The sequence below is a fragment of the Azospirillum thiophilum genome, from assembly GCF_001305595.1.
GTDB classification, from domain to species: Bacteria; Pseudomonadota; Alphaproteobacteria; order Azospirillales; family Azospirillaceae; genus Azospirillum; species Azospirillum thiophilum.
In genome coordinates, this window is the sequence record NZ_CP012403.1 from 199,485 (window position 1) to 214,702 (window position 15,218).

The 15,218-nt window shown below is 66.1% G+C and carries 9 protein-coding genes; all 9 read right to left on the reverse strand.

Translation table 11 applies throughout. The features are described 5' to 3' along the window. Nucleotides 1-72 precede the first annotated feature (72 nt). Entirely contained in the window at nt 73-3,525 is a 3,453-nt protein-coding gene (locus tag AL072_RS20175) for a DEAD/DEAH box helicase (protein WP_052710211.1), read from the reverse strand. A gap of 108 nt (nt 3,526-3,633) precedes the next feature. Beyond that, nucleotides 3,634-4,440 (reverse strand): hypothetical protein, encoded by an 807-nt coding sequence (locus AL072_RS20180; protein WP_045584048.1) that lies wholly within the window; start codon nt 4,438-4,440, stop codon nt 3,634-3,636. 41 nt (nt 4,441-4,481) lie between these two features. Continuing rightward, nucleotides 4,482-5,669, reverse strand: a complete 1,188-nt coding sequence (locus tag AL072_RS20185; RefSeq protein ID WP_045584049.1) for a polysaccharide pyruvyl transferase family protein — start codon at nt 5,667-5,669, stop codon at nt 4,482-4,484. Between the two features lie 198 nt (nt 5,670-5,867). Next, entirely contained in the window at nt 5,868-7,181 is a 1,314-nt protein-coding gene (locus AL072_RS20190) for a glycosyltransferase family 4 protein (RefSeq protein WP_045584050.1), read from the reverse strand. A gap of 140 nt (nt 7,182-7,321) precedes the next feature. Then, nucleotides 7,322-9,505 carry a hypothetical protein gene (locus AL072_RS20195; protein WP_045584051.1) on the reverse strand — a complete coding sequence of 728 codons (2,184 nt, stop codon included), beginning with the start codon at nt 9,503-9,505 and terminating at the stop codon, nt 7,322-7,324. Then, on the reverse strand, nt 9,502-10,893 hold the full coding sequence (locus AL072_RS20200) for a glycosyltransferase family 4 protein (protein ID WP_082109167.1): 1,392 nt from the start codon (nt 10,891-10,893) through the stop codon (nt 9,502-9,504). The genes AL072_RS20195 and AL072_RS20200 overlap by 4 nt, the downstream gene beginning before the upstream one ends. Then, nucleotides 10,890-11,717: a class I SAM-dependent methyltransferase gene (locus AL072_RS20205; protein WP_045584052.1), complete on the reverse strand. Its 828-nt coding sequence runs from the start codon at nt 11,715-11,717 to the stop codon at nt 10,890-10,892. Before AL072_RS20205 ends, AL072_RS20200 begins: the two co-directional genes overlap by 4 nt. Further along, a complete protein-coding gene (locus tag AL072_RS20210; RefSeq protein ID WP_045584053.1) occupies nt 11,714-14,008 on the reverse strand; it encodes a glycosyltransferase in 2,295 nt (764 codons plus the stop codon). The genes AL072_RS20205 and AL072_RS20210 overlap by 4 nt, the downstream gene beginning before the upstream one ends. 152 nt (nt 14,009-14,160) lie before the next feature. Continuing rightward, a complete protein-coding gene (locus tag AL072_RS20215; RefSeq protein WP_245636943.1) occupies nt 14,161-14,949 on the reverse strand; it encodes a calcium-binding protein in 789 nt (262 codons plus the stop codon). Between the last annotated feature and the right edge of the window lie 269 nt (nt 14,950-15,218).

Sequence of the window (15,218 nt, forward strand, 5' to 3'; positions counted from 1 at the left end):
ACCTCGTGAGACACGACCCGGCGCGCTCCAATCTGTATCCGCCTCCGGTACGGCGCACTCCGCCTCTTGCTTTCAAATTTCCGTAGGCTCATCCGTCCGTCTGCGCTGCTTCGCCTTGTTGACGGTGGCTTCTATGGAGTCCAGTACGCGCACGGCATTGGCGAGCCGCGCATCGGCATCGAACGCCTCAAGCGCTGCTGTCGCGCGGTCATCCTGCGCATGCAACAGACCCCTGGAACGTTTCGCCAGCGTCGCCGCCCGGGCAACGGCGCGATTGCCGCGCAGGGTGGCCGCCACGCCGGCGGGACCGCAGCCGAGCGACGCGATCCCGAGCGCCCGGCAACGGCAACGCAGCGCCGCAATGGCCAGCAGCCGCTGGACCGGGTCCGGCAGCGGACCGAAGCGGTCCTCCATCTCCTCGCGCAGGGCGTCCAACTCGCTGGCATCACCGGTGCGGGCGATACGGCGATGGAGGCCGATGCGCAACTCCTCCTCGGGGATATAGGCGGCGGGGATGAAGTGCGGCACGGCGACCGTTACCTCCGGGTCCCAGCGCTCGTCGGACCGGTGGCGGAGGATGCGGAGCGCGTCGGCCAGGATGCGCTGGTACAGTTCGGTCCCTACCGCGCGCAGATGACCGCTCTGGTCCTTGCCCAGCAGGTCGCCGGCCCCGCGCTGGTCCAGGTCCAGCATGCTCAGCACGAAGCCGCCCCCCAGGCTCTCGATAACCTCCAGCGAGCCGAGGCGGCGAGCCGCCCGCTCCTCCAGCGGCTGCTCGGGGTCGGTCAGCAGATAGGCGTAGCCCTGCACCGTGCTACGCCCGACCCGCCCACGCAGCTGGTGCAATTGACCCAACCCGAACAGGTGGGGGCGGAACAACAGCAGCGTATTGGCGCGCGGAATATCGATGCCGGATTCGATGATCGGCGTCGCCACCAAGATGTCGCTCTTACCGTCGACGAAGCCCATAACCGCATCGTCCAACGCCGCTGCCGCCATACGGCCATGCGCCACCGCGACGCGGGCATCCGGCACCAACCCGCGGACCCACTCTTCCAATTCACACAGATCGGCGATGCGCGGTGTGACGCAGAAGGCCTGCCCGCCGCGCCCCAGCTCGCGCAACAGCGCCGCGCGGACGGTCGCCGCGTCGCGAGGCGTGACAGCGGTGCGCACCGGCCGGCGCTGGGCCGGCGGCGTGTCGATAATACTAAGGCCGCGCAGGCCCGCCAGCGCGCCCTGAAGCGTCCGCGGGATCGGCGTGGCGCTGAGCGCCAAGCTGTGGGCGCCCCTGGTCCGCCGCTTCAAGGCCTGTTTCTGCTCGGCGCCGAAACGCTGCTCCTCGTCCACCACCATCAGGCCAAGCCGCTTAAACCGCAGACGTTTGGACAGCAGTGCGTGGGTTCCGACGACGACGTCAACCTCCCCGTCGGCCAACCCTGCCTGCACCTGTTCCACTTCCGCCTTCGGCATGGCGCCGATCAACGGCTCGACCCGGATGCCGAAGCCGGCGAAGCGGCGGCGAAACACCTCGAAATGCTGGCGGGCGAGAACGGTGGTCGGAGCCATCACCGCCACCTGATGCCCGGCGAAGGCCACCGCAGCTGTAGCCCGCAACGCCACCTCCGTCTTGCCGTAACCAACGTCGGCACAGACCAAATGGTCCATCGGATGGCCGCTGCGCATGGCCTCGAGAACGGCATGGATGGCTCTGCGCTGCCCCTCCGTCGGGTCGAACCCGAAGCGGGCGCCGAAACGGCGCATGCGGTCGGCCGGCGGGTCGATCACCGGCGCGGTCTCCCGCGCACTGCGACGGGCGGCGCGCAGGATGCCCCGGGCGGTCTCGACGATCTCCGCCTCTAGCACGGCACGGCGATCCAGCCAATGGGCATTCTTCAGGCTGTCGAGCCGCGCGCCGGTATCAGCCGAACCATGACGCCACAGTCGGTCGAAATCGGCGGTCGGCACCAGCAACCGGTCGTCATGGGCATATTCCAGCACTAGGAAATCGGCGGTCGACTCGTTCCGCTCGATAGTCTCCAGCCCGACCAGCCGGCCGATGCCGTAATCGAGATGGACCACGAAATCGCCGGTCGCAAGGTCCGAGGGTGCCAACGGCGTACGGGCCGGCGCACCCCTACCGCCTTCCTCCGCATGCCGCGGCGCCACCAGCACGGTCATCCCGTCGCAGTCGAAGCCGTCGGCCGCATGCAGGTTCAGAACGGCGCAGTCCCCTCCTTCCAACGGTGGGTCGGGCCAGCGACCGAGCCGGGTCACCGGGCGCCCCAGACCCGCCCCCAAAAAAGCCGACGCCCGTTCCGCCAGCCGTTCCGCCTCGCAGGAACCGGCGGCAGCCAGCAACACCGGCCTGCCTTCCCTTATCAGCGCACCGGCACGGCGCAACAGCATGCGCTCCGTCCCCACCGGCTCCATCGCGGGGCTGGGAATGAAGTCCACCTGAACAACCTCGCGGGCGGCCAGCATGCTCTCCAGCCCATCAACGCCGATCAGCCGGCGCTCTAGAGCCGGAACCGGCAGGATGCAGGCATCGTCACGGCGGATGCGACGGTCGAGGGCGACATCCGCCAGATCGTCGGCCCGTGCCTCGATTCGGTCGCGAGCGCCAGCATCCAGCACCAACATGGCCTCGGGCAGCAGATCGAGCAGAAGCGGGCAGTCGTCGAAGACATTTGGAAGCTGGAAGTCGAAGCCATAAGGCCGATGCCCCTGCTCCAACGCCTCGCGCAGACCCTCCGGCATCTCATAGCCCAGTCCGGCGAGGCTCGTCGTCAACCGATCGAGTGTCTCCGGCCCGAGGAACAGATCGGTGACGGGACAAAGCGTGATGCCGTCGATGGGGGCGATAGAGCGCTGGGAAGCCGGATCGAACAGGCGCAATTCACGCACCACCCCAGCGGCGATGTCGCAACGGACCGGACGTTCGCCATCGCCGGGAAACACCTCGACCACTGCGCCGCGGATCGCCGCCTCGCCGGGCTCGTCCACCCGCTCGTCCAGCACATAGCCGGCACGGACGAACCAGCCACGCCACGTCGGCTCATCATAGGCCATGCCGCGGGATAGAGGAAATCGCGTGCCCCGCCAAGCTTGCGGAGGTGGCAGTCTCTGCAGGGCGAGGTCGGCCGACGCCACGATCAGCCGTCCGCGGGCCGCGCCTGCCCCCTCGACCAGTTGCATCAGCCCTGCGGCCCGCCGGCCGAGCACGGCGCGCGAGGGAGCCGTACGGTAGCCCGCCGCCGTCTCCTCGATCGGCAGCAAAACGATATCCAGATCGGGAGCAAGATCGCCGGTCAGCCGGGCCAGCCGGTGGGCACGGCCATCGCTGCGAGCCAGCAGCAGGACATCGCCCTGCCTGTTACTGGCGCTTCCACCGACGAACCGGCGGGTGAGCGCCGCCAGCCGGACGGCCAGTTCGCCTTCGCTCCGTACGGTCAGGCTGCTCATCGCGGATCCCGGATCAGAGGACACCGGGGACGGATCGGCGATGGGGGCTCCGTCGAGCATGATGGGAAGCTCCGGTCGGTGGGGCAGTGCGGCCGATGGGGCCGATGGGCTTCAACACCGCAGGCTCCCTCCGGTTGCCTACCCTTCAGTCTAACGGAACCTTCCCCCTCAATGAAGCATCAGCCAACCGGCCAGAACCGCAAGGAAGGCGCCTGCCGTCGATCCCAGCACGGTCAGCAGCGGAAACGTCCCGCTGCCCCCGCCCTTTTCCGCCGATCCATTGTCCATCCCGCGCAGGGTCTGGTCCATCCGCATCAGAAACACTTCCAACCCGCCGACGCGCTCGGTCAGGTCGCGCAGCGCTTCGGCCAGTGCGTCAGTGCGTTCCCCCGATGCCGTCTCGGCCCGAGCGGCGTCAGTGCGCAGCGCCGCCACGCCATCGCCCGCATCGCGCAAAAGGCGGCCAACGGTCTGCTGGGCAGCCGCAATCTGTCGCTGGTCACGGCGCAGCGCGTCGATCCGCTCGTCGATCCGTCGCAGATGCGGCCCCAGCAGCCGGTCGAGACGCTGGTCCAGTCGCTGGTCCTCCGGGTTCGGCTGGACGAAGGTGGCAGTCTCGCCGGTGGCGGGCGCGCAGACCACCGCCACCACCCGCGACGGATCGCTCCCCTCCGGAAAGATCAGTTCCGCTTCGAAGGCGTGGGCGCCGTCGCCGATGCCGCCACCTGCCAGATCAGCCCGCATCCGGTCGGCCAGCACCCGCGCCAAGGTCTGCGGCGGCCCGCCGTCCCGCTCCAGCCGCAGTTCCACCTCCAGCCGGTCGGTCGGATGGTTGCCGTCCCAGGCCCAGCCGAAGATGCGGTCGCCCTGGACGGCATCGATATGGCCGACGATGGCGGCAGCTTGCAGCGCATCGGGTGGATCGGCTGCGGGCGAGGACTCACGAAGCTCGACGATCCTGGCAGTGGTGGACATATGCGCCGTCTCCAGTCGTTGGGGAGAGGGGGGCGAGGTGCTCACGCCGCCTTGCGGTCCACGGTCTTGCGGATGGCGTGGCTCGGCATGCGGTGGGGAACGTAGTTCTCGTCGAGGAACTCCCGCATGTCGCGGTAACGCTGGTAGTAGGTGCGGTTGAATTTCTCGAACAGGCCTTGATCCCAATATTCCTCGAGGACGAAGGGCTTGTCGGAATAGACGTTGTAGCAGGGGATCGCGAAGGTCTCCGCAAACTCCGCCGTGCGGCTGTCATAGCTGAAATAGACCGACGGCGTGGCGTTCGACAACGCCATCAGGTTGCCGTGCAAGCGGTATCCCAGCACCAGATCCTTCGAGCGCACAAGGGCCTCGTAGTCCGCGACAACGTCCGAATACCACAGGCGGTTGCGGTACAACGCATCCATCTCGTCGTCGAAGTACCACTGCTTCAGCCAGGCGCTGTCATGCAACTGACTCCATGCCTCGGCCTTCTGCTCATCGGTGCCCCACAGCAGCTTCTTCTCCTCCACCTCGCCCTGCATCATCAGGACGGTGTCGAAGCGGCAGGAGATGTCCTTTACGAAATCGCGGTGACGTTCCAGATACTTGCGCACGTCGGGCGAGTAATGCTTGGATACCTCTCGGCGCATGGTGATGCCGACCTTGCGCACGCTGTCCAGTGACGGCAGGTCGATGCGCAGTTCCGGGTCACGGTTGCGGAATGCAGTCGGACAGCCGACGATGCGGGTATTCTTGATGCCCAGATCCCACAGCACCTCTGCCGTGTAGGTGCCCCGCACGCCCAGCGTGGCCGACTTATCCGCGATCATCCGCCAGATGCGCTTGCTTTCCTCGGTCAGCGTCAGCTTGCCGGTGGCTGGTGCCTGGGCACCGACGCCGAATGCGATGACGGGAATGCGCAACTTGGCCAGGACCTGCAGGGTTGCCGCCGGCCACTCCATTGAATCATGGATGTAGTTGCTGCCGCGCAGGAAGACATAGTCGTATTCGGCGTTGATGCGGTCGACGGCATCCTGCCGGAACTCGCGGATTTCCAGCACATCCAGCTTGTCGTAGGTCAGCAGCTTCAGCGAGGAGTCGAAGACGAATGCGTCGCCGATATTGTGATAATGGCTGATGCTGCGCTGAATGTCCTGATAGCTGTACCAGCGCACGCAATCATGATCATAGACTTCGCCCGACGGAATCATGACGAGGATGTTGGCCACGGCGGTTCTCCCTGAGTGGTCTTCAGTAAAAAAATGGAATTGTTTCGGCATAAGACCGGTTGAAGTCGAATCGGCTCGCAGTCCGGGTTGCAAGGTGATGGCGGGCTTCGATCCAGCATTACCAAACGCATCGTGATAAAATGGAACCGAGTTCCCGGTGTCTTCCGAAGGCTACGGGTTGAAGCTCCAGACACACGATCATGGCCGCTGCGCCACCGCGCGTTCGGGCATGGACGGCGCGCTGCCGCCAGCAGCCAGCAAGGCGTCATAGAGCTCGGCGTGCTGGCGGGCGCATTCGGCACGATCGATGGGGCGGCGGATGCGCAGGCGCAGACGGTCCCACAATTCCGGTGTGATCAGAGCCTCCGTCATTCGGTCCACCAGATCTTCGACACTGCCGTTGCGGAAATGCAGACCGTCAACACCGTGCGTCACCTTTTCCGCCATGCCGCCGATGTTGCTGGCGATGATCGGGCGGCCGTGCAGGAAGGCTTCCTGGATCACGACGGGGGAATTCTCCCACCAGATCGACGGGATGATCATCCAGTCGACGTCCTTCATCAGCCCAGGCAGTTCTGCCGAGCGGTAGCTGCCATAGAAGCGCACCCGATTGCCGGCCTTTTCAACCGCATCGTTGAAGCGCTTCTGATAGGCTTCCGGCTGGCGTTCCAGGTTGCCTCCGAAGATCATCAGCGCGCCGTCCTCGCCCCACGCCTTTTCGGAGAGCCGGGACACTGCCTCAACCAGCAGATGCGCGCCCTTGAACTCGGTGAGTTGACCGAAGAAGGCGAAGCGGTTGCGCTTGCCGCCGCGGACTACCGGACGTGGCGGCGCGATACCTTCGATGGTCAGGCCGTTCTCGATCCTGCGGAACTTCTCGCGCGGCAGCCCCCAGTCGACATAGCGGTCGATCAAGAAATTCGACGGGCTGACGTAGAAATCCGCCTGCTCCAGGAAGGTCTTCAGGAACAATTCGCGCTTGAAGAATTCGGCCTCGCCGATATGGGGGAAGCAGCCGGCGCAATCGGCCGGACTAGCACGGTAGCACAGCGCGTTGCGGCTGGTCTTCACCATCTGGCCGTGATGGTGGCAGATCGACAGATACTCGTGCAGCGTCACCACGATGGGTACCCGCGGTAATGCCTGCCGTACCGCCTGGATCGTCTCGATCCCAAGCCCGAGGAAATGGTGGAAGTTCACCACATCCGGCTGAAGGTCGCGGACATAGCGCACGAAATCCTTCTCCAACCCCGGCAGATTGCGGTTCGACAATCGGAAATGGTCGTAGTCATTTGCGTAATACAGCACTTCCCGCTCCTTCTGGCGCAGTGCCATCAAGGCGGAGCCACGGTGTTGCGCAATGGGTGGCGCGACGCGGGCGAGATAATGGCTTTCCCAACCCGGGAGGTCGTGCAGACCGTTGTGCAGGTTGTAGGAGGCGACCTCACCCCCGCCCAACGAGAAAGAGGGATGGCCATGGCTGATGATCAGCGCGCGCTTGGTCTTGCTCATCGTGTGACCGCTCGTTCAATCCGAAGGGGGAGTTACTGACGGAAGCTCTTGAAGCGCTTGCCCCACCCCGACCCTCCTCCGCTCCCAGCGGACCTGCGGTCAGTTGGGAGCGGAGGAGGATCAGGTGGAAGCAGAGCGCTCTAGGCCGCAATCGACGCCTTCCAGCGCTCGGCGAAGCTCCACTGGTCGACCAGGGCGCTCATGCGCTCGAGCCGTGGGTCACTAACGGTGCGGGTCTGCTCATCCACGGCCACCAGCCGCAGCTTCGGCAGCCACAGGCAGGTGCCGCCCACCGCCCGCACCCGCAGGCACAGATCCAGCCCCTTCGGCTCCGACCCAAGATAGCGCCCCCCGTCGGCCATCGCCCGCACCAGCAGTTCGCGCGGTAGCATGGCGCAGTCGGCCGAGGCGGCATCCACCGCCGACGCCTCCTGCTCCTTCAGCCAGTCGCGCGGATATCCCGCAAAGCGGCGTTCATAGGTGACCGCGCCGCCCGGCCCCTCCACCGCAACGATGCCGGCGAAACGGATCGAATGGTCCTCGTACAGCAAGGTCGGGCTCGCCATCACGGGCGCCAGCGCTACGGAGCCCACTGCGTTCGGCTTGCGGATGGCGCGCTCCAGTGCCGACAGCCAGCCGCGCTCGGTCGGAAGCACCGACGGGGAAAGCAGCAGCACTCGATCGGCGTTGGCATGCGGCAGCGCCGCGGTGACCGCCTCGAACGGGTCGACGGCCCCCGGTGCCGCGACGAAGGCGACCGCCAGCCGGTAGAATCCAGCTGCCTGCCGCACCATGCCGGCCAGTCGCTCATGGGTTCCAGCCCCGGCCACCACCAGGATTTCTGCTTCCGCGAAGTCTGGGTCGTTGGCCATGCGGGCGAGGTTCAGATCGATATCCTCGCGCCCGTCGCATACCGGCAGCATCACCGACACGCGCGGGCATTTCAGCGCACGGCCCATCTGGTGCAGCACCGATTGCGGAGCGGCTCGGTCAGCCGCGGCGATGCGCAGCATCGGTCCCAGGTGGGCCTCGACGACGCGGTCAATGGCCGGACTGTCCGGATTGACTGCTCCAAGCATCCGGCGCAGCGACTCGGCCGAAGGCGGCTGGCAGGGCAGCGGCAGGAAGGCAACGCCGTCGGCCAGCGCAAGCTCCAGATGGAACTCGGCATCTCCGGCGACGCCGGCCGCCTCACGGGCGAAGGCGGTAAAGCCGTGGGCGTAGTCGCCAGGGGATAACCGGCCGACGAATAGTGGGTCGTGGGCGAAGGCGTCCGACACATCTTTGCGACCCAGCCGCGACCAGTCCTCATCCAGCCGTATCGCCATTCCGGCGCCCTTCAGCGTCACCGCCCGCACCGCCTGGGTGGGATCGAGCAGCCAGCCGCAGACGAACAGCCCGGCGCCCGGCACTCTCAATGCCATGTCCAACCCGATGCGGACCGGCAGGTCGAGCTGCGAAACCGTCTCGACCCCGTTGTAGCGGGCAGCAACGGCGGCTGCCACACCATGGTGGGCTGCATCGGGCTGCAACTGGCCCAGCATGTCGCGGGCATGGGCGGAGGCGACGCCGTCCGCCAGTACCTGCCGGTGCTCGAAGATCGCCAGATGGCGCCAGCCGTCTGCAGTACGGAAATGGATGCGACGTATGCTCTCCGGCATCGCCGCCGGCCCTTCCAGAATCGCCAGCAGACCGGCGGCATCGTCCGGCAGGTCGGGACGGTGGAATGGGGCCGCAACGGCATCATGCAGGCTCATGCCGACGGCCTCGACCAACACCCGATGGCCGCCGGACGGGAATCCGTGCGACCAGCCCTGCACCATCAGCGCGCCGTCGTGGAAGCGGCCCAGCACCTCGGCGAAGCCATCGGGGCGCGATACCGCCTGTGCAAGTCCCGTCAACAAACGCGTATGGCGGTCGGAATCCCCCTCCCCCTGCTGCCCGGCCAGCATCGCCACGGCGATGTCCAGCGCGCCGGTCAGCGCCTGCGGCTGCACCTCTCGCAATGCTGCGACCAGATGAGACGGATTGGTGCGGACGTTGGACAGGCGCGGCAGCAGCAGGCGCTTACCATTGGCATCCAGGATCTCGATGCGCGATGGGCGCATATGGGCCAATCCGGCAACCCGCATGGCGCCTAGAAACCAGCGCTCCCCCTCCGCGTCGATCCAGCAGTGACCATTGAAGCGGCCGTCGGCGGTGCCGTCCAGCAGGACCACGCCATCGGTCGGCAGCGGCAGGTCGATGGCGCCGAACAGGATCAGCGTGTCCTCATCCAGCAGGACGGCGGCGGTGATGTCGGCCTTGGTACTGCGGTCCTTCATCGGGTGCGGATCCCCTGGCTGGTCGTGGTGGATGCGGATGTCAGAAGCTCGCCATAGAGGGCGAGGTGAAGTGAAGTGGCTTCCTCGGTCGGGCGGACAGCGGGGATGCCAGCAGACAGCCGCTCCCACAGCCCGGGTTCGGTCATGGCGCGGATCATGACGCGGGCGAGATCGGCAGGGTCGTTGGGGCGGACATGCAGGCCGTCGACTCCGTCACGCACCGCCTCCGCCATGCCGCCGATGCCGCTGACGATCACCGGGCGGTGATGCTGGAAGGCCTCCTGGATCACCAGAGGCGCATTCTCCCACCAGATGGACGGCATCACCACCCAGTCGGCGGCGGCCATCAGTGCCGGCATCTCCTCGCGCCGGTAGGGACCGTGGGCGGTGGCGAGGCCGCGCGCCGCCTCGAAGCCTTCCGTCACCTGCCGACGGAATTCCGGCGCCTGATAGAGGCTGCCGCCATGTACGGCCAGCGAAGGCGTCAGCCCGCTGTGCGCCATGCGGGCGACGGCGTCGAGCGCGACAGTGACGCCCTTGAACGGATTCAGGTTGCCGAAATAGGCAAAGGCGTCACGCGCCACTCCAGGGCCGATGTCGCGTACGACGGCCGGCTCAACCGCCGGGCGGCTGTTCGCCATCACCTCGATATGCTCGGAATTCAGCCCCCAGTCGACATACCGGTCGCGGAGAAAACGGCTGGGCGCCAGAAAGCGGTCGACCAGACCGAACATCGCCTTGATGTGCTTCTCGCGCAGCAGGAACTGGTCCGCCGGCCGAGCGGGGAAACAGCGGTGACAGGCATCGGGCGAGGCCTGCATGCACAGCGAACGACCTCCGCCTTCGCCCTGCGGCGGCGTCACCATCTGCCCGTCGTTGGCGCAGATCGGGTAATAGTCATGCAGGGTATAGACGATCTTCGCATCCGGGCAGACGCGGCGGATCAGGAACAGCATCTCCACGCCAAGCAGCAGCGTGTGATGGACATGCACGATGTCCGGCCGGAAGGCACGCAACAGGTTCGACAAGTCGGGAACCAACCCGTGCAGGTCGATCTGGCTCTGGTGGAAATGGTCGAAATGCCCCGCCCACAGCAACACTTCGTCCGCACTGCGTCCCAGCGTCTGAAAACCAGTGCCGGGACGGGGCGCGCGGTGAGTGTCGTTGGTGCAGGCCAGGAACAGGCATTCCGCCCCCGCCGCCTTCAGGCCGCCGAACAGCTCGTACGCAAAGATCTCGGTGCCGCCCGGATGCAGGCTCGGGTGGTTGTGCGCGATCAGCAGCACCCGAGGTGGACGGACGGTCACCAGCGGACGGGCTGGGGGCCGCGCGGCGGGCCGGGACATGGTTTGGCCGGCGGGGACCAGCGGCAAGCGGCGGCGGCTCATCGCCCGATCCCCTTTTCTAGCACCAGCAGATCCTGGAAATTCTCCGCCTCGCGCTGGCCGCTCCAATGACCGTGCGCAATGGCGCGGGCGGGGCGTAGGCCGCGGGCTGCGAAGCGGTCGATCAGGAATGCCTCGTCATAGGCGATCGCGGCGTTCGGATGCTCGGGATCGGCCAGCAACTCCACCTCCGGCCCATCGCGAAAGGCGGGACGGGCAGTGCCCTTGGCGATGCCTGTCCGAGCCGTGGCGTCAGCCAGGAACAGGCTGAGGAAGCAACGCCCGCCCGGCTTAAGCACCCGAGCGATTTCAGCCGCATAGCGTTCGGTATCTGCGGTGCGCAGATGGGTGATGACCGAGGTCAGGATGACGAAGTCGTAGACCCCTGCCTTGAAGGGCAGCGTCGCTGTCTCCCCCTCGATCCGACCGTCGGGATTGTACAACCCGTTGGCGATGTCGAGATGGTGGAAGCGGAATTCCGGATAGGCCGGTGTGATGGTCGCCGCACACCAGCGGATGCCGTCGAGCACGATGTCGATGCCGTCGTAGGACGCTTCCAGATACTGGGTCAGCGGCATCGCCATGCGGCCAACGCCGCAGCCGATCTCCAGCACCCTGTGGTAGGGCCGCAGGCCGCCCAGCCGGACGAAATGGCGTAGGAATTCCGCCCCGATAGCACGGAAATCGCCGTCGCCGATGAAATGCAGTTCGGACGGCGGCACCGGCAGAAAGCAGTTGCGAGCGATCTGCGCACACAGCCATTCCAGCCGCGGATCGGTCTGGCGGCGCAGAACGGCAAGCTGCGGACTCGGCAGAAGCGCGTTCATCGTGTCACCTGTGCTGCTGTCTTGCCGGCCCGTTTGCGCGCCGGAGGAGGCGCCTCGTCGTGGGCGCACCAGTCGCGCGCCATCAGTTCGGCCATGCGGTCGGCCCAGCGGCGACCATGGAGCCAGCGGTTGTATTCGGAAGCGACTCCGCGGGTGTAACCCTGGTGCCGGCCGATGGAGCGGCGTTCCAGATGGTACAGTTCCACCGACGGCGCGTATCGGATGTCGAGCCCCTGGCCGCGCATGCGCAGGCAGAGGTCCGAATCCTCGAAATCGCCGATGACATAGTCCTCGCAGAAGCCGTTGGCCGCCGCGAAAACGGAGCGGGTGGTCAGCAAACAGGCGCCGGTGACGCCTGGTACGGACCGGGGCCGGCAAGCAGGCGCGAAGTCGCGCGGCAGCCCTTTGAAGTAATGATGATTATACCAAGCGCCTTGCAGATCTCGGTCGAAGTAGAGCCCGGCATGCTGGAGACTATCGTCGTCGAACAGCAGCTTCGGCCCGACCGCGCCGACGCCCGGACACTCCTCCAGCGCCGCGACCAGTTGCGGCAGCCAGCCGGCGCGGTCGGGCACCACGTCGGAATTCAGGAACAGCAGCCGGTTGCCACGCGCTACTGCAACGCCGGCATTGTTGGCGGCCGAATAGCCGTAATTGGCACTCTGCACCAGCAACACCATCGGCAGGCCGTAGAGCCCGTGGAAGCCGTGCAGCAGATGCACCACCTCGTCGCGTTGTTCCGGGCTGTCGAGCACGAAGACCAGTTCGACATCGGCCATCGCCGAGTCGGTGGCGAAGCTGGATATCTGGAAGCGCAGGAACTCAAGAGTGCGGTAGAGCGGAATGATCACCGACACCGGGGGCTTTGCCTTCCGCTCGCCATAAACGACCAGTTCCGGCTCACCGCGGGTGGCGAGGTGGGCCGCGTGAAGCGGGGCAACGGCCGGGAACATGACGTGCTCCAACAGGTCCGGCGTGGCGAAGCGTGGCGGCAGGCTACCCAGCACCGCGGCACGGGCATCGGCATGCGCGTGCGGGCGCGGCGGTGGCACAAGGCGCAGGGCACCGCCCGACGCCAACCGCAGTTCCGCAGTCACCTGGAGCGCCTCCGCCGGCTCCGGGGGGCCCGGCAAGTGCAGGACGAAGCCGCTGCGGTCGATGCCGGTGCTTCCGTACAGCGTCGCGACGTCCTCGCGCGGAAAGCGCTTCGCGAAGCGCTCCACCCGTCGCTCGCCGCCGAAGGGAGTACGCACCACCAGTTCGGCCGCCAACCTATGCGGATCGTGCAGCCAGCCGGCGAGGAACAGTCCACCATCGGGCGCCGGAATGGCGAGGTCGAGCGAGGCACCGATCGGGCGCTTGGCGTCGGCCACCTGCCGGCGCGGCAGCGGTGCCAGCGCCTGCAGTTCGCCGACAGCCGCCGCGGCGGAGGCGTCGCTGCGCCCCCGCTTGGCCAGGCAGACAAGCAGATAATGACGCAGTGTTGCCGCCGTGCCGGGACGGGCATTCAGTCGGTCGGTCAGGGTCGGCAGCGCGGCCGGCTCGTCGGGAAAGCGTCGGCAGGCGACGCCATTGGCACCCAGCACCACCAGCAGGTTGCCGGGTGCGCACAGGCCCCGGTCGACCAGCAGATCAAAGGCGATGCGACCCTTGCCCGTCGGGTCTGCGCCAATGCAGACATCGAAGGGCGCCCGCACCACCGCTCCTGGCGACAGAATCACCAGACCGCTTATGGCGCCGAACCGGCCCGACAGCGCCCCGGCACACAACAGCATGTCACCGCCTGCGATGGCTCGGATCGTCAATGCGGGCGGCTCCGCCGCGTAATCCAGCACCAGCCGGCGGCACAGTGCGACGAAAACCGCGTCGCGGCGCAGCAGTGGGGTGGAGCAGGCGAAATCGAAGAGGAAGCGCAACACCCGCAGCCGGGCCGCACCATCCAGACTGCCCAACAAGCCCGCGGTATCGATGTCGGCGCCGCCGGTTTCGGTTCGCAGTTCGGCAATGACCCGGTTGTTGGCGATGAAATGGATTGGCGCCCGCGGGTCGCGGGGCGCCGGCAGGATCGACAACATACGCCGGCCGCCCCAGCCGGTGTCGACGCTCAGCGTGGTGAAGGGCGGGCGTACCGCTTCGCCATTGACGCTCGGCGTGATCGGACCGGCCTGTTCGGCCGAACGCCCCATCGGACCGTCCATGGTCCAGGAAACCAGCAGAAAACTGCGGCCCAGCACCAGACGTTGGGCGGGAGCGATCGACACTGAATTCGGCAAAACGGCGATGACGGTCATGGATGGGTTTCCCGGCAGCGTCGAAAAATGGCGGAGTAGGACAGGTTTGGATGGAAGCGATCCGGACGGAATTCGGGCAAAGAGGGACCGGCGGCGACTTCGAAGCCACCGGTCCATCCTTTTCACGCCTCAAATCAGGACGCGTCGTTCAGTCAGTGGATGACGAAGAAGTCGTTCGGGTGGTTGTGGACTTCGTCGGCCGATACACCCTTCAGAGTGATGCTGTCGCCATGGCCGAGGTCGATCACGGCATCACCGTTGTGGTCGGTAACGCGAGCAGCCAGATCCACGGCGTCCGTCACCTTCAGGCCGTTAATGTTGCGGGAGATCTGCAGCATGTCTTCGCCCGCCTTGAAGTCCAGGACCACGTCCTGGCCACCGCCGCCGGAGAAGATGAAGACGTCGTGGCCAGCGCCCCCGGACAGCAGGTCATCTCCCTTGCCACCTTCAAGTCGGTCGTTGCCTTCGTCGCCGAACAGCGTGTCGTCACCGTCGCCACCGCTCAGCATGTCGTTGCCAGTACCGCCGCGCAGGATGTCGTCTCCCTTGCCGCCGTCCAATACGTCGTCGTGACCGCCGCCGAACAGGATGTCGTCGCCCTTGCCGCCAGTCAGGATGTCGGCGCCGTCGCCCCCCGACAACACATCGTCGCCATTGCCGCCGTCCAGCACGTCGCGGCCGGCACCACCGATCAGAACGTCGTCACCATTCCCCCCCAGGATGATGTCGTCGCCCGAACCACCGTCGATGATATCGTTGCCGTTACCCCCCAGCAACACATCCGCCGACGCCCCGCCATGCAGCACATCCTGTCCGTTCCCCCCGAACAGGGCATCGTGCCCATCGCCGCCGAGCAGGGTGTCGTTTCCGTTGCCCCCCAGCAACAGATCGTCGCCCTGCCCGCCGTCGAGCAGATCGGCATGATTGGTGCCGATCTTCACGTCGTCGTAGCTGCCCCCAGGAACCGTAGCCATCGTAGGTGTCTCCTTGCGATGTGATTGGATTTTTGGGCCGTCATTTGCGGCCTCGCTCGAAAGGGTGAGCTTGCCCGTTCGATGTAACCAAAACTATAGGGGGGATAGTGTGATAAAACGCGGACCATGGAAAGAGGAAGTTGAGTCAAAACAGCAGATTCTCACAGAAAAATACGTTACTATTATTTTAAAAAAGACAGTTATTATGATTTGCTTCGAATTTCTAAGCAGTTTAA

Bases quoted from the DNA above. Each gene is read 5' to 3' on its own strand.
- AL072_RS20180 (WP_045584048.1), bottom strand. From the start codon at position 4,440: ATGTCCACCACTGCCAGGATCGTCGAGCTTCGTGAGTCCTCGCCCGCA.
- AL072_RS20175 (WP_052710211.1), bottom strand. From the start codon at position 3,525: ATGCTCGACGGAGCCCCCATCGCCGATCCGTCCCCGGTGTCCTCTGAT.
- AL072_RS20200 (WP_082109167.1), bottom strand. From the start codon at position 10,893: ATGAGCCGCCGCCGCTTGCCGCTGGTCCCCGCCGGCCAAACCATGTCC.
- AL072_RS20190 (WP_045584050.1), bottom strand. From the start codon at position 7,181: ATGAGCAAGACCAAGCGCGCGCTGATCATCAGCCATGGCCATCCCTCT.
- AL072_RS20195 (WP_045584051.1), bottom strand. From the start codon at position 9,505: ATGAAGGACCGCAGTACCAAGGCCGACATCACCGCCGCCGTCCTGCTG.
- AL072_RS20205 (WP_045584052.1), bottom strand. From the start codon at position 11,717: ATGAACGCGCTTCTGCCGAGTCCGCAGCTTGCCGTTCTGCGCCGCCAG.
- AL072_RS20210 (WP_045584053.1), bottom strand. From the start codon at position 14,008: ATGACCGTCATCGCCGTTTTGCCGAATTCAGTGTCGATCGCTCCCGCC.